Annotated in this window: 16 protein-coding genes; 10 read left to right on the top strand and 6 right to left on the bottom strand. The window is 57.6% G+C overall.

Annotation, left to right across the window (positions count from 1 at the left end; translation table 11 throughout):
* Positions 1–13: 13 nt before the first annotated feature.
* Positions 14–880, top strand: a complete 867-nt coding sequence (locus tag B9Z42_RS07210) for an alpha/beta fold hydrolase (protein WP_100132656.1) — start codon at positions 14–16, stop codon at positions 878–880.
* 32 nt (positions 881–912) lie between these two features.
* On the opposite strand, the gene B9Z42_RS07205 is transcribed toward B9Z42_RS07210, so the two are convergent.
* Positions 913–1,569, bottom strand: a complete 657-nt coding sequence (locus B9Z42_RS07205) for a glutathione S-transferase N-terminal domain-containing protein (RefSeq protein ID WP_100132655.1) — start codon at positions 1,567–1,569, stop codon at positions 913–915.
* Positions 1,562–2,029, bottom strand: a complete 468-nt coding sequence (locus B9Z42_RS07200) for a MarR family winged helix-turn-helix transcriptional regulator (RefSeq protein WP_100132654.1) — start codon at positions 2,027–2,029, stop codon at positions 1,562–1,564. Before B9Z42_RS07200 ends, B9Z42_RS07205 begins: the two co-directional genes overlap by 8 nt.
* 96 nt (positions 2,030–2,125) lie before the next feature.
* Between B9Z42_RS07200 and B9Z42_RS07195 the strand changes: the two genes are divergently transcribed.
* From B9Z42_RS07195 to B9Z42_RS07185, 4 genes are all read left to right on the top strand, one after another.
* Positions 2,126–3,352, top strand: a complete 1,227-nt coding sequence (locus B9Z42_RS07195; RefSeq protein ID WP_369806851.1) for a flavin-dependent oxidoreductase — start codon at positions 2,126–2,128, stop codon at positions 3,350–3,352.
* 22 nt (positions 3,353–3,374) lie between these two features.
* The gene (locus B9Z42_RS07190; RefSeq protein WP_100132653.1) at positions 3,375–4,160 is read left to right on the top strand and encodes a fumarylacetoacetate hydrolase family protein; all 786 of its coding nucleotides are present in this window, start codon (positions 3,375–3,377) and stop codon (positions 4,158–4,160) included.
* Between the two features lie 3 nt (positions 4,161–4,163).
* Positions 4,164–4,292 (top strand): hypothetical protein, encoded by a 129-nt coding sequence (locus tag B9Z42_RS16490; protein WP_255407989.1) that lies wholly within the window; start codon positions 4,164–4,166, stop codon positions 4,290–4,292.
* 177 nt (positions 4,293–4,469) lie between these two features.
* On the top strand, positions 4,470–5,441 hold the full coding sequence (locus tag B9Z42_RS07185) for a tripartite tricarboxylate transporter substrate binding protein (protein ID WP_100132790.1): 972 nt from the start codon (positions 4,470–4,472) through the stop codon (positions 5,439–5,441).
* Positions 5,442–5,458: 17 nt separating this feature from the next.
* Here B9Z42_RS07185 and B9Z42_RS07180 read toward each other — a convergent pair whose 3' ends face one another.
* Positions 5,459–6,169, bottom strand: coding sequence for an ABC transporter substrate-binding protein (locus B9Z42_RS07180; RefSeq protein ID WP_369806857.1), 711 nt, complete (start codon positions 6,167–6,169; stop codon positions 5,459–5,461).
* A 235-nt stretch (positions 6,170–6,404) separates the two neighbouring features.
* Between B9Z42_RS07180 and queE the strand changes: the two genes are divergently transcribed.
* From queE to B9Z42_RS07165, 3 genes are all read left to right on the top strand, one after another.
* Positions 6,405–7,040, top strand: coding sequence for a 7-carboxy-7-deazaguanine synthase (gene queE / locus B9Z42_RS07175; protein WP_100132652.1), 636 nt, complete (start codon positions 6,405–6,407; stop codon positions 7,038–7,040).
* Positions 7,037–7,405, top strand: a complete 369-nt coding sequence (locus B9Z42_RS07170; protein ID WP_100132651.1) for a 6-carboxytetrahydropterin synthase — start codon at positions 7,037–7,039, stop codon at positions 7,403–7,405. The genes queE and B9Z42_RS07170 overlap by 4 nt, the downstream gene beginning before the upstream one ends.
* A 100-nt stretch (positions 7,406–7,505) precedes the next feature.
* Positions 7,506–8,759 carry an Hsp70 family protein gene (locus B9Z42_RS07165; protein ID WP_100132650.1) on the top strand — a complete coding sequence of 418 codons (1,254 nt, stop codon included), beginning with the start codon at positions 7,506–7,508 and terminating at the stop codon, positions 8,757–8,759.
* Between the two features lie 36 nt (positions 8,760–8,795).
* Here the strand turns inward: B9Z42_RS07165 and B9Z42_RS07160 are convergent, their stop codons facing one another.
* Genes B9Z42_RS07160 through B9Z42_RS07150 form a run of 3 tightly spaced genes read right to left on the bottom strand, consistent with a single transcriptional unit; the run spans position 8,796 to position 11,664 of the window.
* Positions 8,796–10,106 carry a TRAP transporter large permease gene (locus tag B9Z42_RS07160; protein ID WP_100132649.1) on the bottom strand — a complete coding sequence of 437 codons (1,311 nt, stop codon included), beginning with the start codon at positions 10,104–10,106 and terminating at the stop codon, positions 8,796–8,798.
* Positions 10,107–10,129: 23 nt separating this feature from the next.
* Complete coding sequence (locus tag B9Z42_RS07155; protein WP_100132788.1) at positions 10,130–10,663, bottom strand: TRAP transporter small permease; 534 nt, start codon at positions 10,661–10,663, stop codon at positions 10,130–10,132.
* Positions 10,663–11,664 carry a TRAP transporter substrate-binding protein gene (locus tag B9Z42_RS07150; RefSeq protein WP_100132648.1) on the bottom strand — a complete coding sequence of 334 codons (1,002 nt, stop codon included), beginning with the start codon at positions 11,662–11,664 and terminating at the stop codon, positions 10,663–10,665. The genes B9Z42_RS07155 and B9Z42_RS07150 overlap by 1 nt, the downstream gene beginning before the upstream one ends.
* 145 nt (positions 11,665–11,809) lie before the next feature.
* Between B9Z42_RS07150 and B9Z42_RS07145 the strand changes: the two genes are divergently transcribed.
* Together B9Z42_RS07145 and B9Z42_RS07140 are read left to right on the top strand one after the other, a co-directional pair.
* Complete coding sequence (locus B9Z42_RS07145; protein WP_100132647.1) at positions 11,810–12,343, top strand: winged helix DNA-binding protein; 534 nt, start codon at positions 11,810–11,812, stop codon at positions 12,341–12,343.
* A 13-nt stretch (positions 12,344–12,356) separates the two neighbouring features.
* Positions 12,357–16,001, top strand: coding sequence for a hydantoinase B/oxoprolinase family protein (locus B9Z42_RS07140; RefSeq protein ID WP_100132787.1), 3,645 nt, complete (start codon positions 12,357–12,359; stop codon positions 15,999–16,001).
* The last annotated feature ends 29 nt before the right edge of the window (positions 16,002–16,030 follow it).

Raw genomic sequence — 16,030 nt, 5'->3', positions numbered from 1 at the left:
AACTGAAGCCACCATGAAATTCAGCTCTCACTATTTGCAATGCCACGGCTTCAACCTCCACTACACCGCATGGGGTGACCCGTCGCTGCCTGCGGTCATCGCGTGGCACGGCTTGGCCCGCACGGGCCGCGACTTTGATGCCTTGGCTGAACAACTCTGCAGTCAATACCGCGTGATCTGCCCCGACACCATCGGCCGAGGCCTGAGCCAATGGAGCCATGCACCCCAGCACGACTACAGCTTTGCCACTTACGCACGCACGGCCTTGGCGTTGATGGACGGGTTGAACATCCATCAAGCCCACTGGATTGGCACCTCCATGGGCGGGGCTTTGGGCTTGGTGTGTGCGGCAGGCCTTGAGTTGCCCGCCTGCAAGGGCCGCATTCGCAGCCTGCTACTCAACGACATTGCGCCAGAGATTTCAGCCACCGCGGTCGAACGCATCAAAGCCTACGCTGGCCAGCCCCCCGCGTTTGACACCGTGCCCGAACTCGAAGCCTTCTTTCGCCAAGCCTATGCCCCGTTCGGCTTTCACACCGATGCCCAGTGGACGCATTTGGCGGAAACTTCAACACGACGTTTGCCCGATGGCCGCGTGACGCCCCATTACGACCCGAACATTACCCAGCAATTTTTTCGTGAAGTGCCCGAGTACCCCATGTGGACTGAGTACGACACGCTCGACATTCCCGTGATGGTGATGCGCGGTACCAACTCCGACTTGATTTCAACCGATACCCTGCAAGCCATGCACACGCGCGGCCCGGGCGCCAAAGGCTTGCTGAAAACGGTGGAAATTGCAGGCTGCGGCCATGCGCCCGCTTTGAATGTGCCGGGGCAATGGGCGTTGGTGATGGACTTTTTAAAGTCTGCCGCCTAAGCGCGCCCATGCGTTTGCAACATGCCAAGGCTTCAGGCTTCTGGCGCCGCCCACAACGCGTGCTTGGCCATCACATCAACAAACGCCTCTGAATTTTCAAATGCCGTGAGCCATTGCGACAACAGAGTCCATGGCTGCGCGTCAAACCACTGGCGGTCGGTGCGCGCAAACTGACGCACAAAGGGGGCCACGCAGGCGTCGAGCAGTCCCCACTGCAGGCCCGCCAAATAGGCTTGCATTTGAGAATGGGTTTGATGGTTTGCTTCCAGCATCAACGCCCACTGCATCAACACCTTGGCACCCAGCGCGCGATGTTGCAAGCCGTTCTCTAAGCCAAATCTTTGTGGGTATTTGTAGCGATCCAGGTGGGCTTTGAATTCCCCATCGTTCAACGCAATACTCCCGTCTACCAAGGCCTGCGCTTCGGGCGAACTGGGCAGCCAACCCTGAGGATCGTTGTGCTGCAAGGCCCAATACATGATGTCCACGCTTTCATCCAACACCTCACCCGAGGGCAAACACAGCACCGGCACCGTGCCTTTGGGCGACGCCGCCAACATCGGCGCAGGCTTGGCTTTCAGCGCCACTTCGCGGTGTTCATAAGCCACACCGCTGACACGCAAGGCCAAGCGTGCGCGCATGGCGTAAGGGCAACGCCGAAACGAATAAAGAATGGGCAGATCAGCCATGTTGCAAAGGTACAAAAGCGGCCCGCGCTTGTTCACCCAAATTGTCCGTCAAGGTCTGCAGCAAGCTCACCAACTGTTGACGCTGCGCCTCATCGAGGGGGGCCATCAATTGCTCATACGCCTCATGCACGGGTGCCTCGGCCTTTTTAAGCAAACGCTTGCCCTCCGCGGTCAGCTGAACGGCCATTTGCCGACGGCTGCTGGCCGAGACCTCACGCGACACCAAACCCCGATCTTCTAAGCCGCGCAACACGCGCAACACCGTCACTTTGTCGAACGCCAAGGCGCGGGCCAAACGGCTTTGGTCAATACCGGGCTCGCTGGCCAGCACCATCAAAGCGCCGTATTGCGCTTGTGTCAGACCCACACCTGCACAGACGTTTTCAAACACGGCGGCAGAAATTTGGTGAGAGCGCCTGAGCAAAAAACCAGGGCGTTGGTACATGTAAGACAGGGTCATGAATTCGGGTTTCTATGGATACGCACAAGCGTGGCTGCCAACAATAATCGTTTGCATGCTAACAAACCAAAACACCCCGATGAATCGGGATAAACGATGACAGATATCAACGTAGCGATCATTGGCGGCGGCATTGCAGGTTTAGCCTTTGCCATGGGCCTGCATGAGCGCGGGATCGCCTGCGATATCTACGAAAGCGTGCCCGAAGTCAAAGAAATGGGTGTCGGCATCACCTTGCTGCCTCACGGCACCAAAGAACTGGCCGCCTTGGGCGTGCTGCCGCAACTCGAAGCGGTGGCCATCGAAAACTTGGAGAGCGTGTTTTACAACCGCTACGGCCAATACATTTACAAAGAGTTGCGCGGCCGCCACGATGGTTACGCCACGCCTGAGCTGGGCATTCACCGCGGCAAATTGCACCGCATTTTGTTTGACGAAACCGTCAAACGCTTGGGTGCCGACCGTGTGCACACCGGCCACCGCTGCATTCGCGTGGACCAAAACGAGCAGCACGCCACCATCACGTTTGAATTGGCCTCAGGCGGCACACGCCAAGTGCAAGCCGATGTCGCGGTGGCTTGCGACGGCGTGAACTCCGGCGTGCGCAAACAGTTTTTCCCCGACGACAAGGTGTGCTTTGCAGGCATCAACACTTGGCGTGGCGTGACCGTGCACAAACCCATCTTGACGGGCAAAAGCTACATGCGTGTGGGCTCCATCGACACCGGCAAAATGGTGATCTACCCCATCGTGAACAACGTGGACGGCCAAGGCAACCAACTCATCAATTGGATGGCCGAGATCGAACGCCCCGGCACCAAAATGAACGACTGGAACAAACCCGGCAACGCCAACGACTGCGTGGATATTTTCAAAGATTGGAAATTTCCGTGGCTCGATGTGCCCAACTTGATCTTGTCATCCGAACGCGTGTTTGAGTACCCCATGGTGGACAAAGACGCCCTGCCTCAGTGGAGCTTTGGACGCATCACCTTGATGGGCGACGCTGCCCACCCCATGTACCCACGCGGCTCCAACGGCTCGGCACAAAGCTTGATCGACGCGCGCACCCTGGCCGACCTACTGAGCAAAAACACCGATGTTGTGGCCGCTCTGCAGCAGTACCAATACCTGCGCTTGCCCACCACTGCCAAAATTGTGCAGACCAACCGCACCGTACCGCCAGACGCCATCATCATGAAGGCCGATGCACTCAGCGGTGGCCAACCCTTTGGCCACATCGACAATTTGATCAGCCAAGCTGCGCTGCGCCAAATCTCGGACAACTATAAGCAAGTGGCGGGTTTCGCCGCCAAGTCATAAATTCTTTCAAGGAGACAAGCTCATGGACCGTCGTCACTTTTTCCAAAACTCTGCCTTGGTCACCACCGGTGCTTTGGTGGGCTGTGCCACACCCGGCTTCGCATCCGGCGCACCCAAAACACCGTTCACAGTGCCTGCCACTTACATTCCTATCGTGGGATCGGACGAGATGTTTCCCATCCGCCGCATCTACTGCATCGGCCGCAACTATGCGGCGCATGCCCGCGAAATGGGCTCGGACCCCACACGCGAACCCCCGTTCTTTTTCCAAAAACCCACGGACGCCATTCAATACGTGCCCGCCGGCACCGTGGCCAATCACGCCTACCCCACGCTGACCAAAAACTACCACTACGAAGCCGAGTTGGTGGCCGTGCTGGGCAAGGGCGGGCGCAACATCACCATGGACAAAGCCCTCGATCTGGTCTACGGCTACACCCTCGGGCTAGACATGACGCGCCGCGACCTGCAACGGGGCATGGGCGACCAAAAGAAGCCTTGGGAAATTGGCAAAAGCTTTGACCAATCCGCCCCCATTGGCGCAGTGCACAAAGTCGCACAAACCGGCCACTTTGCGAAAGGCGACATTTGGCTCAAGGTCAACGGTCAAGTGAAACAAAAAGCCGACCTCAGCCAAATGATCTGGTCCGTGGCCGAACAAATTGTCCAACTCTCCGAAGCGTTTGAGCTGTTTCCTGGCGACATCATTTACTCGGGCACGCCAGAAAACGTGGGCCCCGTCGTGCGCGGAGATGTGATTGAAATGCACATCGACGGCCTTCCTAATTTGAGCGTCAAGATCGTTTAACCCATGACCCTGGCGAACGCCCAACGCCTCGGCAAAGCGCCTTATTTGCGCATCGCCACCGAAAAGGCGTTTCGTCCCAGCGAACGCGCCAAACACATCATGCTGGCACAAATCCATTGCTTTCACGCATGACGTGATCGGCGAAGACCGCGTGCTTTATGCGATGGACTATCCTTAGCAATACGCCATGGACGAACTGCACACCTTGGACGGCATGGACATGAACCCTGCCACCAAAGAAAAGTTCTACCCAAGCAACGCCGAAGCCTTGTTCAAAATTCCAGCCAGAGCGCAATGAAGGACCACCCGATGAACCGCATGACCTTACGCCGCCACTTAGCCCTTTGCTGCACCAGCCTTGTACTGGCCTGCAGCGCATTCGCTCAACCGAACACGGCACCCATCAAAATCATCGTGCCCTTCACGCCGGGCACCGGGATGGACACCATTGCCCGAACCGTGCAAGCGCAGTTGGCCGAAAAGATGGGGCAAACCGTGGTGGTGCAAAACATGCCCGGCGCCAGCGGCAACATTGGCGCGGACTTTGTGGCCAAGGCCGCACCAGACGGCAACACCATTTTGATGGGTGCCAACACCATGTTGATCGCCTCGCAGCTCTACAAAAACGCGTCGTTCAACCCGACCAAAGACTTCGCCCCCGTGTCGATGTCAGCCTACGGCACCTTGATGATGGTGGCCAACCCCAAGACGGGCATCAAGTCGCTGAAAGACTTGGTCACCACGTCTCAAGCCAGGCCCGGCCATGTGTCGTTTGGCTCGCCCGGTGTGGGCACCCCTCACCACATGGCCATGGAGTTGTTCAAGATAGAGACCAAGACGTTCATGTTGCATGTGCCCTACCGTGGCACCGCCGGTTACACGCAAGACCTGTTGGCGGGAGAGTTGATGGTGGGCTTTTTGCCCGTGCACGTCGCCCAAGGTTTTGTGAAGTCGGGCAAGCTCAACGCACTGGCCGTGGGCAGTACCAAACGCCACCCTGTGGCGGCCGATGTGCCCACCTTTCAAGAGCTGGGTTACAAAGCCATTGATGTGGACCTTTGGTACGCTTTTTTCGTGCCCACCAAAACACCGGCCGCCACGGTGAACAAACTCAATGCTGAATTCACCAGCATCTTGCAGCAGCCGCAAATCAAAGAAATTTTGGGCAAAGCGGGCTTAGATGCCAGCGCATCGACGCCCGATGAATTGGGGGCCATCATGGCCAAGGACTACCCCCGTTGGGGCCGCGTGATTCAGCTCAAAGGCATCGTGGCTGAATAAGGGCGGCCAACTGCTAGCTAGGGCGCGACGGCGGCACCTTCAATGCGGTGCCGCTTGAGCGCTTGAGCGACAAAGCCACTGGCTTTCATCTCTTCCACATACTGGCTCAAATACTTGGCGGCCTCGTCACCACGGCTTTTGGGCAGTCCCATGGCTTGCGAAATGACCATGAAGCGGCCAGGCAACAAACGCAAATTCGGGACGCGCTCGGCATCGGCTTCGAGCTGCTGCTTCACGCCAGCCGCCACATCGGCACCGTTGGCCACAAAGAAATCAACCACGGTGGGTGACGTGGGGCTGCGCAGCAATTGGGCGTGTTTGATTTCGCGGCTCAAATACAAGTCGTAAGCGCTGCCTTTGCCCACGACCACGGTGTGCTTGGCTTGGTCCACCTCCTCATTGCGGGTCAGCGGCGAGTCTTGCTTGACTAAATAACTGCCCTCAATCAACACATAAGGCGGGGTGAAGGCAATGGCGTTACCGCGCAAAGGGTCGATGGCAAAGAATCCAATGTCGGCTTGCTCGGTACTTACCGCGTCGACCGACTTGCCGGCAGCATCAAACACCACCAACTTCAACGGCACCCCCAACTTGGCGGCCAGCCCCGTGGCCAAATCGACCGACACGCCCACGGGCAAGCCGGTGGTGGCGTCTTTTTGGGCCAAGATGGGGTTACCCAAGTTGATCGCGGCACGCAACACGCCCGTCGGGGCAAAGTGCTGCACCATTTGTGCCGAGGCGCTGGCCGCGCCCAACACGCTCAACATGAGCGCGCAAGCTTGGCGCTTGCAGCCTTGAAGGAATGAACGGCGGACGAGGCTTCGCATAAGGGCGACCTTTGACGGATGAGAGGTAGGTACGAAATGAATGTCATAACGCCCAATCGTGCCCGAAAAACCTGTCTGCCAACGTACACGGGTGACATCTTTCAAGACCGTCCCCACTTGCTGCGAAAATAGCGGCATGACATACAGCGTGAAAGAAATCTTCTACACCTTGCAAGGCGAAGGGGCGAACGCGGGGCAACCCGCTGTGTTTTGCCGTTTTGCGGGCTGCAATTTGTGGACCGGCCGTGAAGAAGACCGCGCCAGCGCCGTGTGCCAATTTTGCGACACCGACTTTGTGGGCACCGACGGCACGGCAGGTGGCAAGTTTGAATCGGCCCAAGCCTTGGCCGACAACATCCTCAGTTTTTGGCCCGCCCACGACACCCAACACCGCTTTGTGGTGCTGACCGGCGGCGAGCCCTTGCTGCAAGTCGACACCGCATTGGTCGACGCCTTGCACGCACGGCACTTCACCATCGCGGTGGAAACCAACGGCACCGTGCTACCGCCCGCAGGCATTGACTGGTTGTGCGTCAGCCCCAAAGCCGGCAGCAAACAACTGGTGACCTCGGGCCAAGAACTCAAGCTGGTCTACCCCCAAGCCACCGCCCTGCCCGAGCAGTTCGCCGCGCTAGATTTTGAAAACTTTTACCTCCAACCCATGGACGGCCCGCTCGCGGCAGCCAACACCGCTGACGCCGTCGCCTATTGCCAAAACCACCCGCAATGGCGCTTGAGCGTGCAGACCCATAAGTTGATCGGCATCCGATGAAATTTGAACTCAGCCAACGCTTTTACTTTGAAGCCGCCCACACCCTGCGCCGCAAAATCGACGCCGAGGGCAGCTTGCGCATCCACGGCCACACGTACCACGTTGAAGTGACGATTGCAGGCATGCCTGACCCCGAGTCCGGCATGATGATGGACCTTGGTTTTTTGCGCCAAGAGGTCGAAAAAGCCCGCCTCACGCTGGACCACCACTTCCTCGATGAAGTGGAAGGCATTGGCCCCGCCACCTTAGAGAATTTGTGCCTCTTCTTGCACAAGCAACTCAAAGACAGCCTGCCCAACTTGGCCTGCATCACGATTGAGCGCCCCGCCAGTGGCGACAAGTGCAGCCTCAAACTGAGCGACTGACGTGCAGCGGCTAAGCCGCACCTTTTCTCTTTTTCACACCTCTGGCTCGCCCCGCGCATTCTTGCTGCGGGGTGAACCCATGCTTTATCTTTTCTAAGTTATGACCACTTCCCGCCAAGGCACCCTCGGCATTGACTTTGGCACGTCCAACTCGGCCGTGTCGTGGGCCAGCCCCCAAGGCACCGCACGCCTCATTCCCTTAGAAGGCGACGCTTTGGCCATGCCCACTGCGGTGTTTTACAACGCCGAAGACGGCACCACCCACTTTGGCCGCGAAGCCATTGGCCTGTACCTCGAAGGCACAGAGGGCCGCTTGATGCGCTCGCTCAAAAGCTTGCTGGGCAGCCCGTTGTTGATGGAGACCACCCTCATCCACAACACCCAAGTGAGCTTTCAAGACATCGTGGCCACCTTCCTCGCCACCTTGCGCGACCGCGCCACACACACGCTGGGCTTCGCGCCCCAACGCGTGGTCATGGGCCGCCCTGTTCACTTTGTGGACGACGATGCCGCACGCGACGCCCAAGCCGAACAATCGCTGCGCGAAGCCGCGCAAGCCGTGGGCTTTGACGAGGTGTCGTTTCAACTCGAGCCCATCGCCGCCGCGCTGGACTACGAACGCCGCCTCACCCGCGAGAGCACCGTGCTGGTGGTCGACTTAGGCGGCGGCACCTCGGACTTCACCGTGGTGCGTTTGGGGCCAGACCGTATTGCACGCTCCGACCGCGCCCAAGACATCTTGGCCACCACCGGCGTGCACATTGGCGGGACCGACTTCGACCAAAAGCTCAGCTTAGAGAACGTGATGCCGCTGTTGGGCTACCGCCACCTTGGCCCACAAGAGCGCATGGTGCCCAGCAACTTGTTTTTTGATTTGTCCACGTGGCACTTGATCAACTGGCTGTACCAGCCCCGCGCCATCAACCAAGCCAAAGCGCTACGCACCAATTACAACGACCCGCGACTGCACGAACGATTGATGCGTGTGCTGACCGAACGCCACGGGCACCACATCGCGCACGAGGTAGAGCAAGCCAAAATTCGCTGCTCCATGACCGACGACAACACCTCGGTGGATCTGTCTTGCCTAGAAGCCCATTTGAGCGCACCGCTCGATGCCTCTCACATGCAAAGCAACTTAGACGCCTTGCTGCAAAGCACCGTGGCTTGTGCGCAAGATTGCGTCGAAGCGGCGGGCCTGACACACACGGGCATTGATGCGATCTATCTAACAGGTGGCTCATCAGCCCTGCGCCCGTTTCAACGCGTTTTGCAAAATGCATTTCCCGAAGTGGCGATGGTCGAAGGCGACTTGTTTGGCGGCGTGGCCTCGGGCTTGGCTTACAGCGCTTAAATCCAGCGCTCAACAAACGCCTCTGTGCGCAAGTATTTACTGATCAACGCCCATCACCATGTCGGGCAGGATGGTGACGATTTGTGGAAACACAGTGACCAGCACGATGCACACCACCAGACACGCAAAGAACGGCATGGCTGCGCGAGCAATGGTGTTGCTGTCTTTGCCCGTCATGTTTTGCAACACGAACAAATTAAACCCAACGGGCGGCGTGACCTCAGCAATTTCCACCAACAAAATGATGAAGATGCCAAACCAAATCAAATCGAACCCGGCCTTTTGAATCATGGGCAACACCACGGCGCTGGTCAGCACAATCATGCTGATGCCGTCCAATGCGGTCCCCAAAATCAGGTACACCACGGTCAACACCCCAATCAATGCCAAAGGTGACAAGTGCATGGCGTTGACCCACTCTGCCAATTCGCGTGGGATGCCTGTGAAGGCCATGGTTTTGGTCAAAAAGGCAGCGCCCGCCAAGATGAACATGATCATGCAACTTGAACGCGTGGTGCCCATCAAGCCCTCCCAGAAGTTAGACCATGTCAGGCTGCGACTCCACGCAGCCAAAGCCAAAGCGCCCACCACGCCGTAAGCAGCACATTCGGTGGCCGTGGCATAGCCCGCAATCAACACCCAGCACACAAACACGATCAAAGCAGCACACGGAATCAGGCTGCGCGAGAGTTTGATTTTTTCAATGAACGTCGTGGGCGGATCGGCGGCAGGCACTTGGTCGGGGTGGCGCAAACTCCACCACATGATGTAACCGCTGAACAGCATCATCAGCAAAATGCCGGGTAAAAAGCCCGCTAAAAAAATACGGATGATGGAGGCATCGGCCGCCACCGCATACACCACCATGGTGATGGAGGGTGGAATCAAAATACCCAAGGTGCCCGCCGTGGCCAAGGAACCCAACGCCAGTTTTTCACTGTAGCCACGCTTGAGCAACTCAGGCAACGCCACTTTACTGATGGTCGCGCAGGTGGCAGCAGATGAACCCGAGACCGAGCCAAAAATGCCACAACCCAGAATGGTGGTATGCATGAGGCGCCCCGGCACGCGGTTGAGCCAAGGGCGCAAGCCTTCAAACATTTCTTCGCTGAGTTTGGTGCGAAACAAAATTTCGCCCATCCAAATGAACAGCGGTAAGGCCGCGAGTTCCCAGCTGGCGTTGCTTTCCCAGAACGCACTGAACAGGTTTTTACCGGGCTGTGTGTCGGTAAAAAACGCTTGACCCACCCAACCGCAAATGGCCAAGGTCATCGCAATCCACACGCCACCTGACAGCAGCACCATCATGATGACCAGCAGCAAGCCGCCTACGAGAAGAATGTCCATGGGAACCTGTTCAATCAGTGGACTCAAACGTCCGAAGAAAAATCGCCGCGCGCGTGTCGCTCTTGCACCAAGCGCACATAAGTCGGCGTTTGACCTTGCAACACCAAGACCAACTCGTCGACAACAGCCACCCACAACAACACCGAGCCGATTGCAAAACTCAGTTGCGGAATCCACATGGGCATGGGCAACAAACCTTGGGCGACATCGTTGAACTCCCAGCTCTCATACGTGAACTTGCAAGCCCACCAAGCCAAGTAGCCCACCGCACAAGACCCTATCAGCAATGCCGCAATTTCAAGCCGCCTGCGCCAAACGGGCGAGACAGCTTCAAGCAACAAGGTGACGCGCACAAAGTCACCGTGTTTGAAAGCGTGCGACATGCTGAAAAACGCAGCTGCCGCACAACACCACGACACCACGTCGTTGACCGCACCGGTGCGAATGCCAAGCTCGCGCATCACACTTTGGCCAATCATCAGCACACAAATCGCCAAAATGAACAAGGCGCCCACGGCGCCCGCAGCCAGATACAGCCGATCTAAAAAGCGACGCATCACTTCTTAGCTTTGGTGGCCGCTTTGTCTGATTGGGCATAGGCCGCAATGATGGCTTCACCGTCAGGGCCTGCGCGTTTTTGCCAATCCGACAACATGATGCCGCCCACCTGCTTCATGTCTTGCATGAGCTTGGGCGAAGGCGTGACCACTTTCATGCCCTTCTCAGCCAAGGCCTTTTTGTAATACACATCTTTTTCTGCGCTGACTTTCCAGCCACGCGCTTCGGCGTCTGAGGCTGACTTGGTCAGTGCCGCTTGTGTGGTGGGGTCGAGTGCGTCAAACGCTTTTTTGTTGACGATCACCGCGTTCTTGGGCAACCAAGCTTGGGTGTCGTAGAAGTATTTCAAGCTCTCGTAGGTTTTGGTGTCGTAGCCGGTCGAGCCTGAGCTCATGTAGCTCTCGATCACACCCGTAGCCAAAGCTTGTGAGAGCTCCGCCGCTTGAATGGTGACGGGTTGCGCGCCAATGAGCTCTGCAATCTTGCCCGTGGCAGGGCTGTAAGCGCGCCACTTGATGCCACGCAAATCGGCCACCGAGTTGATTTCTTTCTTGGCGAAGATGCCTTGTGAAGGCCACGCCACGGCATACAACAGCTTCATGCCTTGACCCGCGAGTAGCTTTTCGAGCACGGGCTTTTGCGCGTCATACAAACGCTTGGAGTCGGCGTAGCTGGTGGCCAAGAAAGGAATGCCGTCGGTGCCAAAAATTGGGTTTTCGTTTTCGAAGTTGACCAGCAGCACCTCGCCAATTTGCGCCTGACCGCCTTGCACAGCGCGTTTGATTTCGTTGGCTTTAAAAAGCGAGGCATTGGCATGCACCGAGATTTTCAATTTCCCTGCAGTCGCTGCCTCCACGTCTTTGGCAAATTGAATCAAGTTTTCGGAATGAAAGTTGGTCGCGGGGTACGCCGCAGGCAAGTCCCATTTGGTTTGCGCGAATGCCGTACCGGCACAGAGGCTAAGAGCGATGGCAGCAAAAGGGAGATGACGACGTTGCATGAAAAAACTCCTGATCAATGACGAAATACAAGCACGGTGTAGATGCGCAGACTATAGCCAGTGGGACACCTACCTCACGCCTAGGACTTTCCCTTTATATACACAAATTGTCAACAATTTGTTGATTAAATTTCTACAATGAATCATGACCAAAAAATCTACCACCTCAACAACCAAAGCACCGCCCATCGTGTCGTCGGCACATTTGGTGTCTCCTCAGAGTGCGGAAATGAGTGAGTTTGAATTTGGTTTGATCGTGGCGGGCAATGCGTTTGAACGCTGGATCGTGCACTGCATGAGTGCAGCTGGCTTGAAAGATTTGACACCACTTGACGTGCTCATCCTGCACCACGTCACCCACCGTGCGCGTGACAAACGTCTGTCTGACATTTGTTTCATCATGAATGTGGAAGACACCCACTTGATCAACTACGCGCTGAAAAAACTCGTGGCGCTCGGCGTGGTCGCAGCCCAGAAAAAGGGCAAAGAAGTCACCTATGCCGCGACGCCACTCGGTAAGGACTATGTTCAACGCTACCGCGCTGTGCGGGAGAACTGTTTGATTCAAGTCCTCAAAGCCGACGACGCGTTGAACAAAGACATTGGCGACTTGGGGCGCTTGCTCCGCGTTTTATCTGGCATGTATGACCAAGCCGCCCGTGCTGCGGCATCCCTTTGAGATTGTTTTGACGATGAACACCTCCAACACCCCCTTCTCCCGCTGGCAATTTTGGATCGACCGAGGCGGCACCTTCACCGACATCGTGGGCAAGCGACCCGATGGCCGCTTGGTCACCCACAAACTGTTGTCAGAAAACCCCGAGCAATACAACGACGCGGCCGTGGCAGGCATGCGCCACTTGCTAGGTCTTGCCAAAGATGCGCCGCTCACGCCAGATTTGGTGGCCTGCGTGAAGATGGGCACCACCGTGGCGACCAACGCTTTGTTAGAGCGCAAAGGTGAGCCCACCTTGTTGGTCACCACACGCGGCTTTCGCGATGCCCTGCGCATTGCCTACCAAAACCGCCCGCGTTTGTTTGACCGACACATTGTGTTGCCCGAACTGCTTTACCAAGACGTCATTGAAGCGCAAGAACGCATGGGCGCGCATGGCGAAGTGGTTGAAGCCTTGGACCCAACCCATCTGCGCACCGCCCTGAGCGACGCCTACGCACGCGGCTTGCGTAGCGTGGCGATTGTATTCATGCATGGCTACCGCTACACCGCACACGAGCAAATGGCCCAGCAGTTGGCCCAAGACATCGGGTTCACCCAAATCAGCACCTCGCACGGCACCAGCCCGCTGATGAAATTTGTCAGCCGTGGCGACACCACGGTGGTCGATGCCTATTTATCGCCCATCCTCAGGCGCTATGTCGATCAGGTGTCCAGCCAAATGCCCGGTGTGCCTTTGTTCTTCATGCAGTCTTCCGGCGGCTTGACCGATGCGCACGCCTTCCAAGGCAAAGACGCTATCTTGTCTGGCCCAGCAGGTGGCATTGTGGGCATGGCCCGCACCGCACAACTGGCTTTTGCCCACGAAGCTAGCCAGACCATGGCCGCGCAGACCAACGTCAAGGTGATCGGCTTTGACATGGGCGGCACCTCCACCGATGTGTCGCATTTCGCAGGTGAGTTTGAACGCGAGTTTGAAACCCAAGTGGCGGGTGTGCGCATGCGTGCGCCCATGATGAGCATTCACACCGTCGCCGCAGGCGGTGGGTCGGTGTTGGCATTTGATGGTGCGCGCCTGCGTGTCGGGCCACAAAGCGCGGGGGCCAACCCAGGCCCTGCCAGCTACCGTCGCGGTGGCCCGCTGACCGTGACCGATGCCAACGTGATGCTGGGCAAAATTCAACCCGCTTACTTCCCCAGCGTCTTTGGGCCCCAAGCCAACGAGCCCTTGAACCATCACGTGGTCGCCGAGCAGTTTCAAGCGCTGTCACAAAGCATGCAGCGCCCCTCTGAAGAAATTGCAGAAGGCTTTGTGCAAATTGCTGTGCAACAAATGGCCAATGCGATCAAAAAAATATCTGTGGCACGGGGCTATGACGTCACCCGCTACACCCTGCAATGTTTTGGAGGTGCTGGCGGTCAACATGCCTGCTTAGTCGCCGATGCCTTGGGCATGACGCGTGTGCTGGTGCATCCCTTGGCGGGCGTGCTGTCGGCCTACGGCATGGGCTTGGCCGATCAAAACGTGATTCGCGAGCAAGCCATCGAATTGCCACTGACGCTGCAAGCCATGCCCACTTTGCAACAAGCTATGCACGCCCTCACGCAAACTGCGCAGCATGAACTCACACGACAGCAGGTGTCCGAGCGCGAACTCATCACACACCAACGCGTGCACGTTCGCTACCAAGGCAGCGATGCGTCCTTGGTGGTTCCGATGGGTGACCTGCCCCACATCACTGCGGCTTTTGAACAAGCCTACCGCCAACGCTTCGCCTTTTTGATGACCGGCAAGCCCTTGATCGTGGAGGCCGTCTCTGTAGAGGTGCTGCTGCCAGGAGAAGCGGCCAACGAAGCCATCTTGGCCTTACACCCCGCGCGTGAGGTGCCGGTGCGTGACACCGTGAAGTTCTTCGCCGAAGGTCAGTGGCACGCGGCCTCCTTGGTGGTGCGTGAAGACTTGCGCGCCGGTGACGTCATCACGGGCCCAGCCATCGTGGCCGAAAAAAATGCCACCACCGTCATCGAACCCGGCTGGCAAGCCACCCTCACCGCCCTGGACCACTTGGTGCTGCAGCGCCGCGAGGCCCGCCAAGTGCGCTACGCCGCAGGCACACACGCCGACCCCGTGTTGCTGGAGGTGTTCAACAACCTCTTCATGAACATCGCGGAGCAAATGGGTTTGCAACTGCAAAACACCGCCCATTCCGTGAACATCAAAGAGCGCTTAGATTTCTCATGCGCCCTGTTTGACGCGCAAGGCAACTTGATTGCCAACGCACCACACATGCCGGTGCACTTGGGCTCCATGGGCGAAAGCATCAAAACCGTGATTCAAGAAAACGCGGGCCGCATGCAACCCGGTCAGGTGTACGTCTTGAACGACCCCTACCACGGCGGCACCCACCTGCCCGACATCACGGTCATCACACCCGTCTATTTGGATGGTTCCACGCAGCCCGATTTCTTTGTCGGCTCACGCGGCCACCATGCGGACATTGGCGGCATCACCCCAGGGTCCATGCCGCCCTTCTCGACCACCATCGACGAAGAAGGCGTGCAAATTCACAACGTGCTGCTGGTCGAACACGGCGTGCTGCGCGAAGCCGAGATGCTGGCCTTGCTGCAAAGTGGCGCACACCCCAGCCGCAACCCCGCGCAAAACATGGCCGATTTGAAAGCACAAATCGCGGCCAACGAACGCGGCGTGCAAGAGTTGCACAAGATGGTTGCGCAGTTTGGTTTGAACGTGGTGCAGGCCTACATGCAGCACGTGCAAGACAACGCCGAAGAGTCGGTGCGCCGCGTGATCACACGCTTGAAAGACGGCGCCTTCACGCTCAACTTGGACAACGGTGCACACATCAACGTCGCCATTCGTGTCGATGCCCAAGCGCGCAGTGCCGTGATTGATTTCACCGGCACCTCCGAGCAACAACGCAACAACTTCAACGCACCCAAAGCCGTGTGCATGGCCGCTGTGCTGTATGTGTTCCGCACCTTGGTGGATGACGACATTCCTTTGAATGCGGGTTGTTTGAAGCCCTTGCACGTCATCATCCCAGCAGGCTCCATGCTCAACCCCAACGCGCCTGCGTCTGTGGTGGCGGGCAACGTCGAGACATCGAGCTGCATCACCAATGCCTTGTACGGTGCCTTGGGGGTCATGGCCGGCAGTCAGCCCACCATGAACAACTTCACCTTTGGCAATGCCACCTACCAGTACTACGAAACCATTTCGGGCGGGAGTGGCGCAGGTCAAGGCTTTGCGGGCACAAGCGTGGTGCAAACGCACATGACCAACTCGCGTTTGACCGACCCTGAAATTTTGGAATTCCGCTTTCCTGTGCGACTGCAAAGCTACGAAATTCGCACCCACTCGGGCGGCAATGGACAGTGGCGCGGGGGTGATGGCGGTGTGCGTCGCATCGAATTTTTAACGCCCATGACCGCGAGCATTTTGTCGAATGGCCGCATCTTTCCCGCCTTTGGCATGGCCGGTGGACAAGACGGTGGCGTGGGCGTGAACCGCGTGTACCGACGCGATGGCCGTGTCGAAGAACTCACCCACATTGCCCAAGCCGAAATGAACGAAGGCGATGTGTTTGAAATTCAAACCCCAGGCGGTGGCGGCTACGGCCCATCAAGTCGCGCCAGTTAACCCGCACAATTCAGCTTTGCCCTTTGACC

The sequence above is a fragment of the Limnohabitans sp. B9-3 genome (genome assembly GCF_002778325.1).
GTDB classification, from domain to species: domain Bacteria; phylum Pseudomonadota; class Gammaproteobacteria; order Burkholderiales; family Burkholderiaceae_C; genus Limnohabitans; species Limnohabitans kasalickyi.
Note: the sequence above shows the minus strand (reverse complement) of the source record. Positions and strands in the feature narration are given on the sequence as shown.

What these genes read in the sequence shown, in the direction of transcription:
- B9Z42_RS07185 (WP_100132790.1), top strand. Translation starts at nt 4,470, where the DNA reads ATGAACCGCATGACCTTACGCCGCCACTTAGCCCTTTGCTGCACCAGC.
- B9Z42_RS07140 (WP_100132787.1), top strand. Translation starts at nt 12,357, where the DNA reads ATGAACACCTCCAACACCCCCTTCTCCCGCTGGCAATTTTGGATCGAC.
- B9Z42_RS16490 (WP_255407989.1), top strand. Translation starts at nt 4,164, where the DNA reads ATGACCCTGGCGAACGCCCAACGCCTCGGCAAAGCGCCTTATTTGCGC.
- B9Z42_RS07200 (WP_100132654.1), bottom strand. Translation starts at nt 2,029, where the DNA reads ATGACCCTGTCTTACATGTACCAACGCCCTGGTTTTTTGCTCAGGCGC.
- B9Z42_RS07160 (WP_100132649.1), bottom strand. Translation starts at nt 10,106, where the DNA reads ATGGACATTCTTCTCGTAGGCGGCTTGCTGCTGGTCATCATGATGGTG.
- B9Z42_RS07165 (WP_100132650.1), top strand. Translation starts at nt 7,506, where the DNA reads ATGACCACTTCCCGCCAAGGCACCCTCGGCATTGACTTTGGCACGTCC.
- queE (WP_100132652.1), top strand. Translation starts at nt 6,405, where the DNA reads ATGACATACAGCGTGAAAGAAATCTTCTACACCTTGCAAGGCGAAGGG.
- B9Z42_RS07170 (WP_100132651.1), top strand. Translation starts at nt 7,037, where the DNA reads ATGAAATTTGAACTCAGCCAACGCTTTTACTTTGAAGCCGCCCACACC.
- B9Z42_RS07180 (WP_369806857.1), bottom strand. Translation starts at nt 6,169, where the DNA reads ATGGTGCAGCACTTTGCCCCGACGGGCGTGTTGCGTGCCGCGATCAAC.
- B9Z42_RS07155 (WP_100132788.1), bottom strand. Translation starts at nt 10,663, where the DNA reads ATGCGTCGCTTTTTAGATCGGCTGTATCTGGCTGCGGGCGCCGTGGGC.
- B9Z42_RS07145 (WP_100132647.1), top strand. Translation starts at nt 11,810, where the DNA reads ATGACCAAAAAATCTACCACCTCAACAACCAAAGCACCGCCCATCGTG.
- B9Z42_RS07190 (WP_100132653.1), top strand. Translation starts at nt 3,375, where the DNA reads ATGGACCGTCGTCACTTTTTCCAAAACTCTGCCTTGGTCACCACCGGT.
- B9Z42_RS07195 (WP_369806851.1), top strand. Translation starts at nt 2,126, where the DNA reads ATGACAGATATCAACGTAGCGATCATTGGCGGCGGCATTGCAGGTTTA.
- B9Z42_RS07210 (WP_100132656.1), top strand. Translation starts at nt 14, where the DNA reads ATGAAATTCAGCTCTCACTATTTGCAATGCCACGGCTTCAACCTCCAC.
- B9Z42_RS07150 (WP_100132648.1), bottom strand. Translation starts at nt 11,664, where the DNA reads ATGCAACGTCGTCATCTCCCTTTTGCTGCCATCGCTCTTAGCCTCTGT.
- B9Z42_RS07205 (WP_100132655.1), bottom strand. Translation starts at nt 1,569, where the DNA reads ATGGCTGATCTGCCCATTCTTTATTCGTTTCGGCGTTGCCCTTACGCC.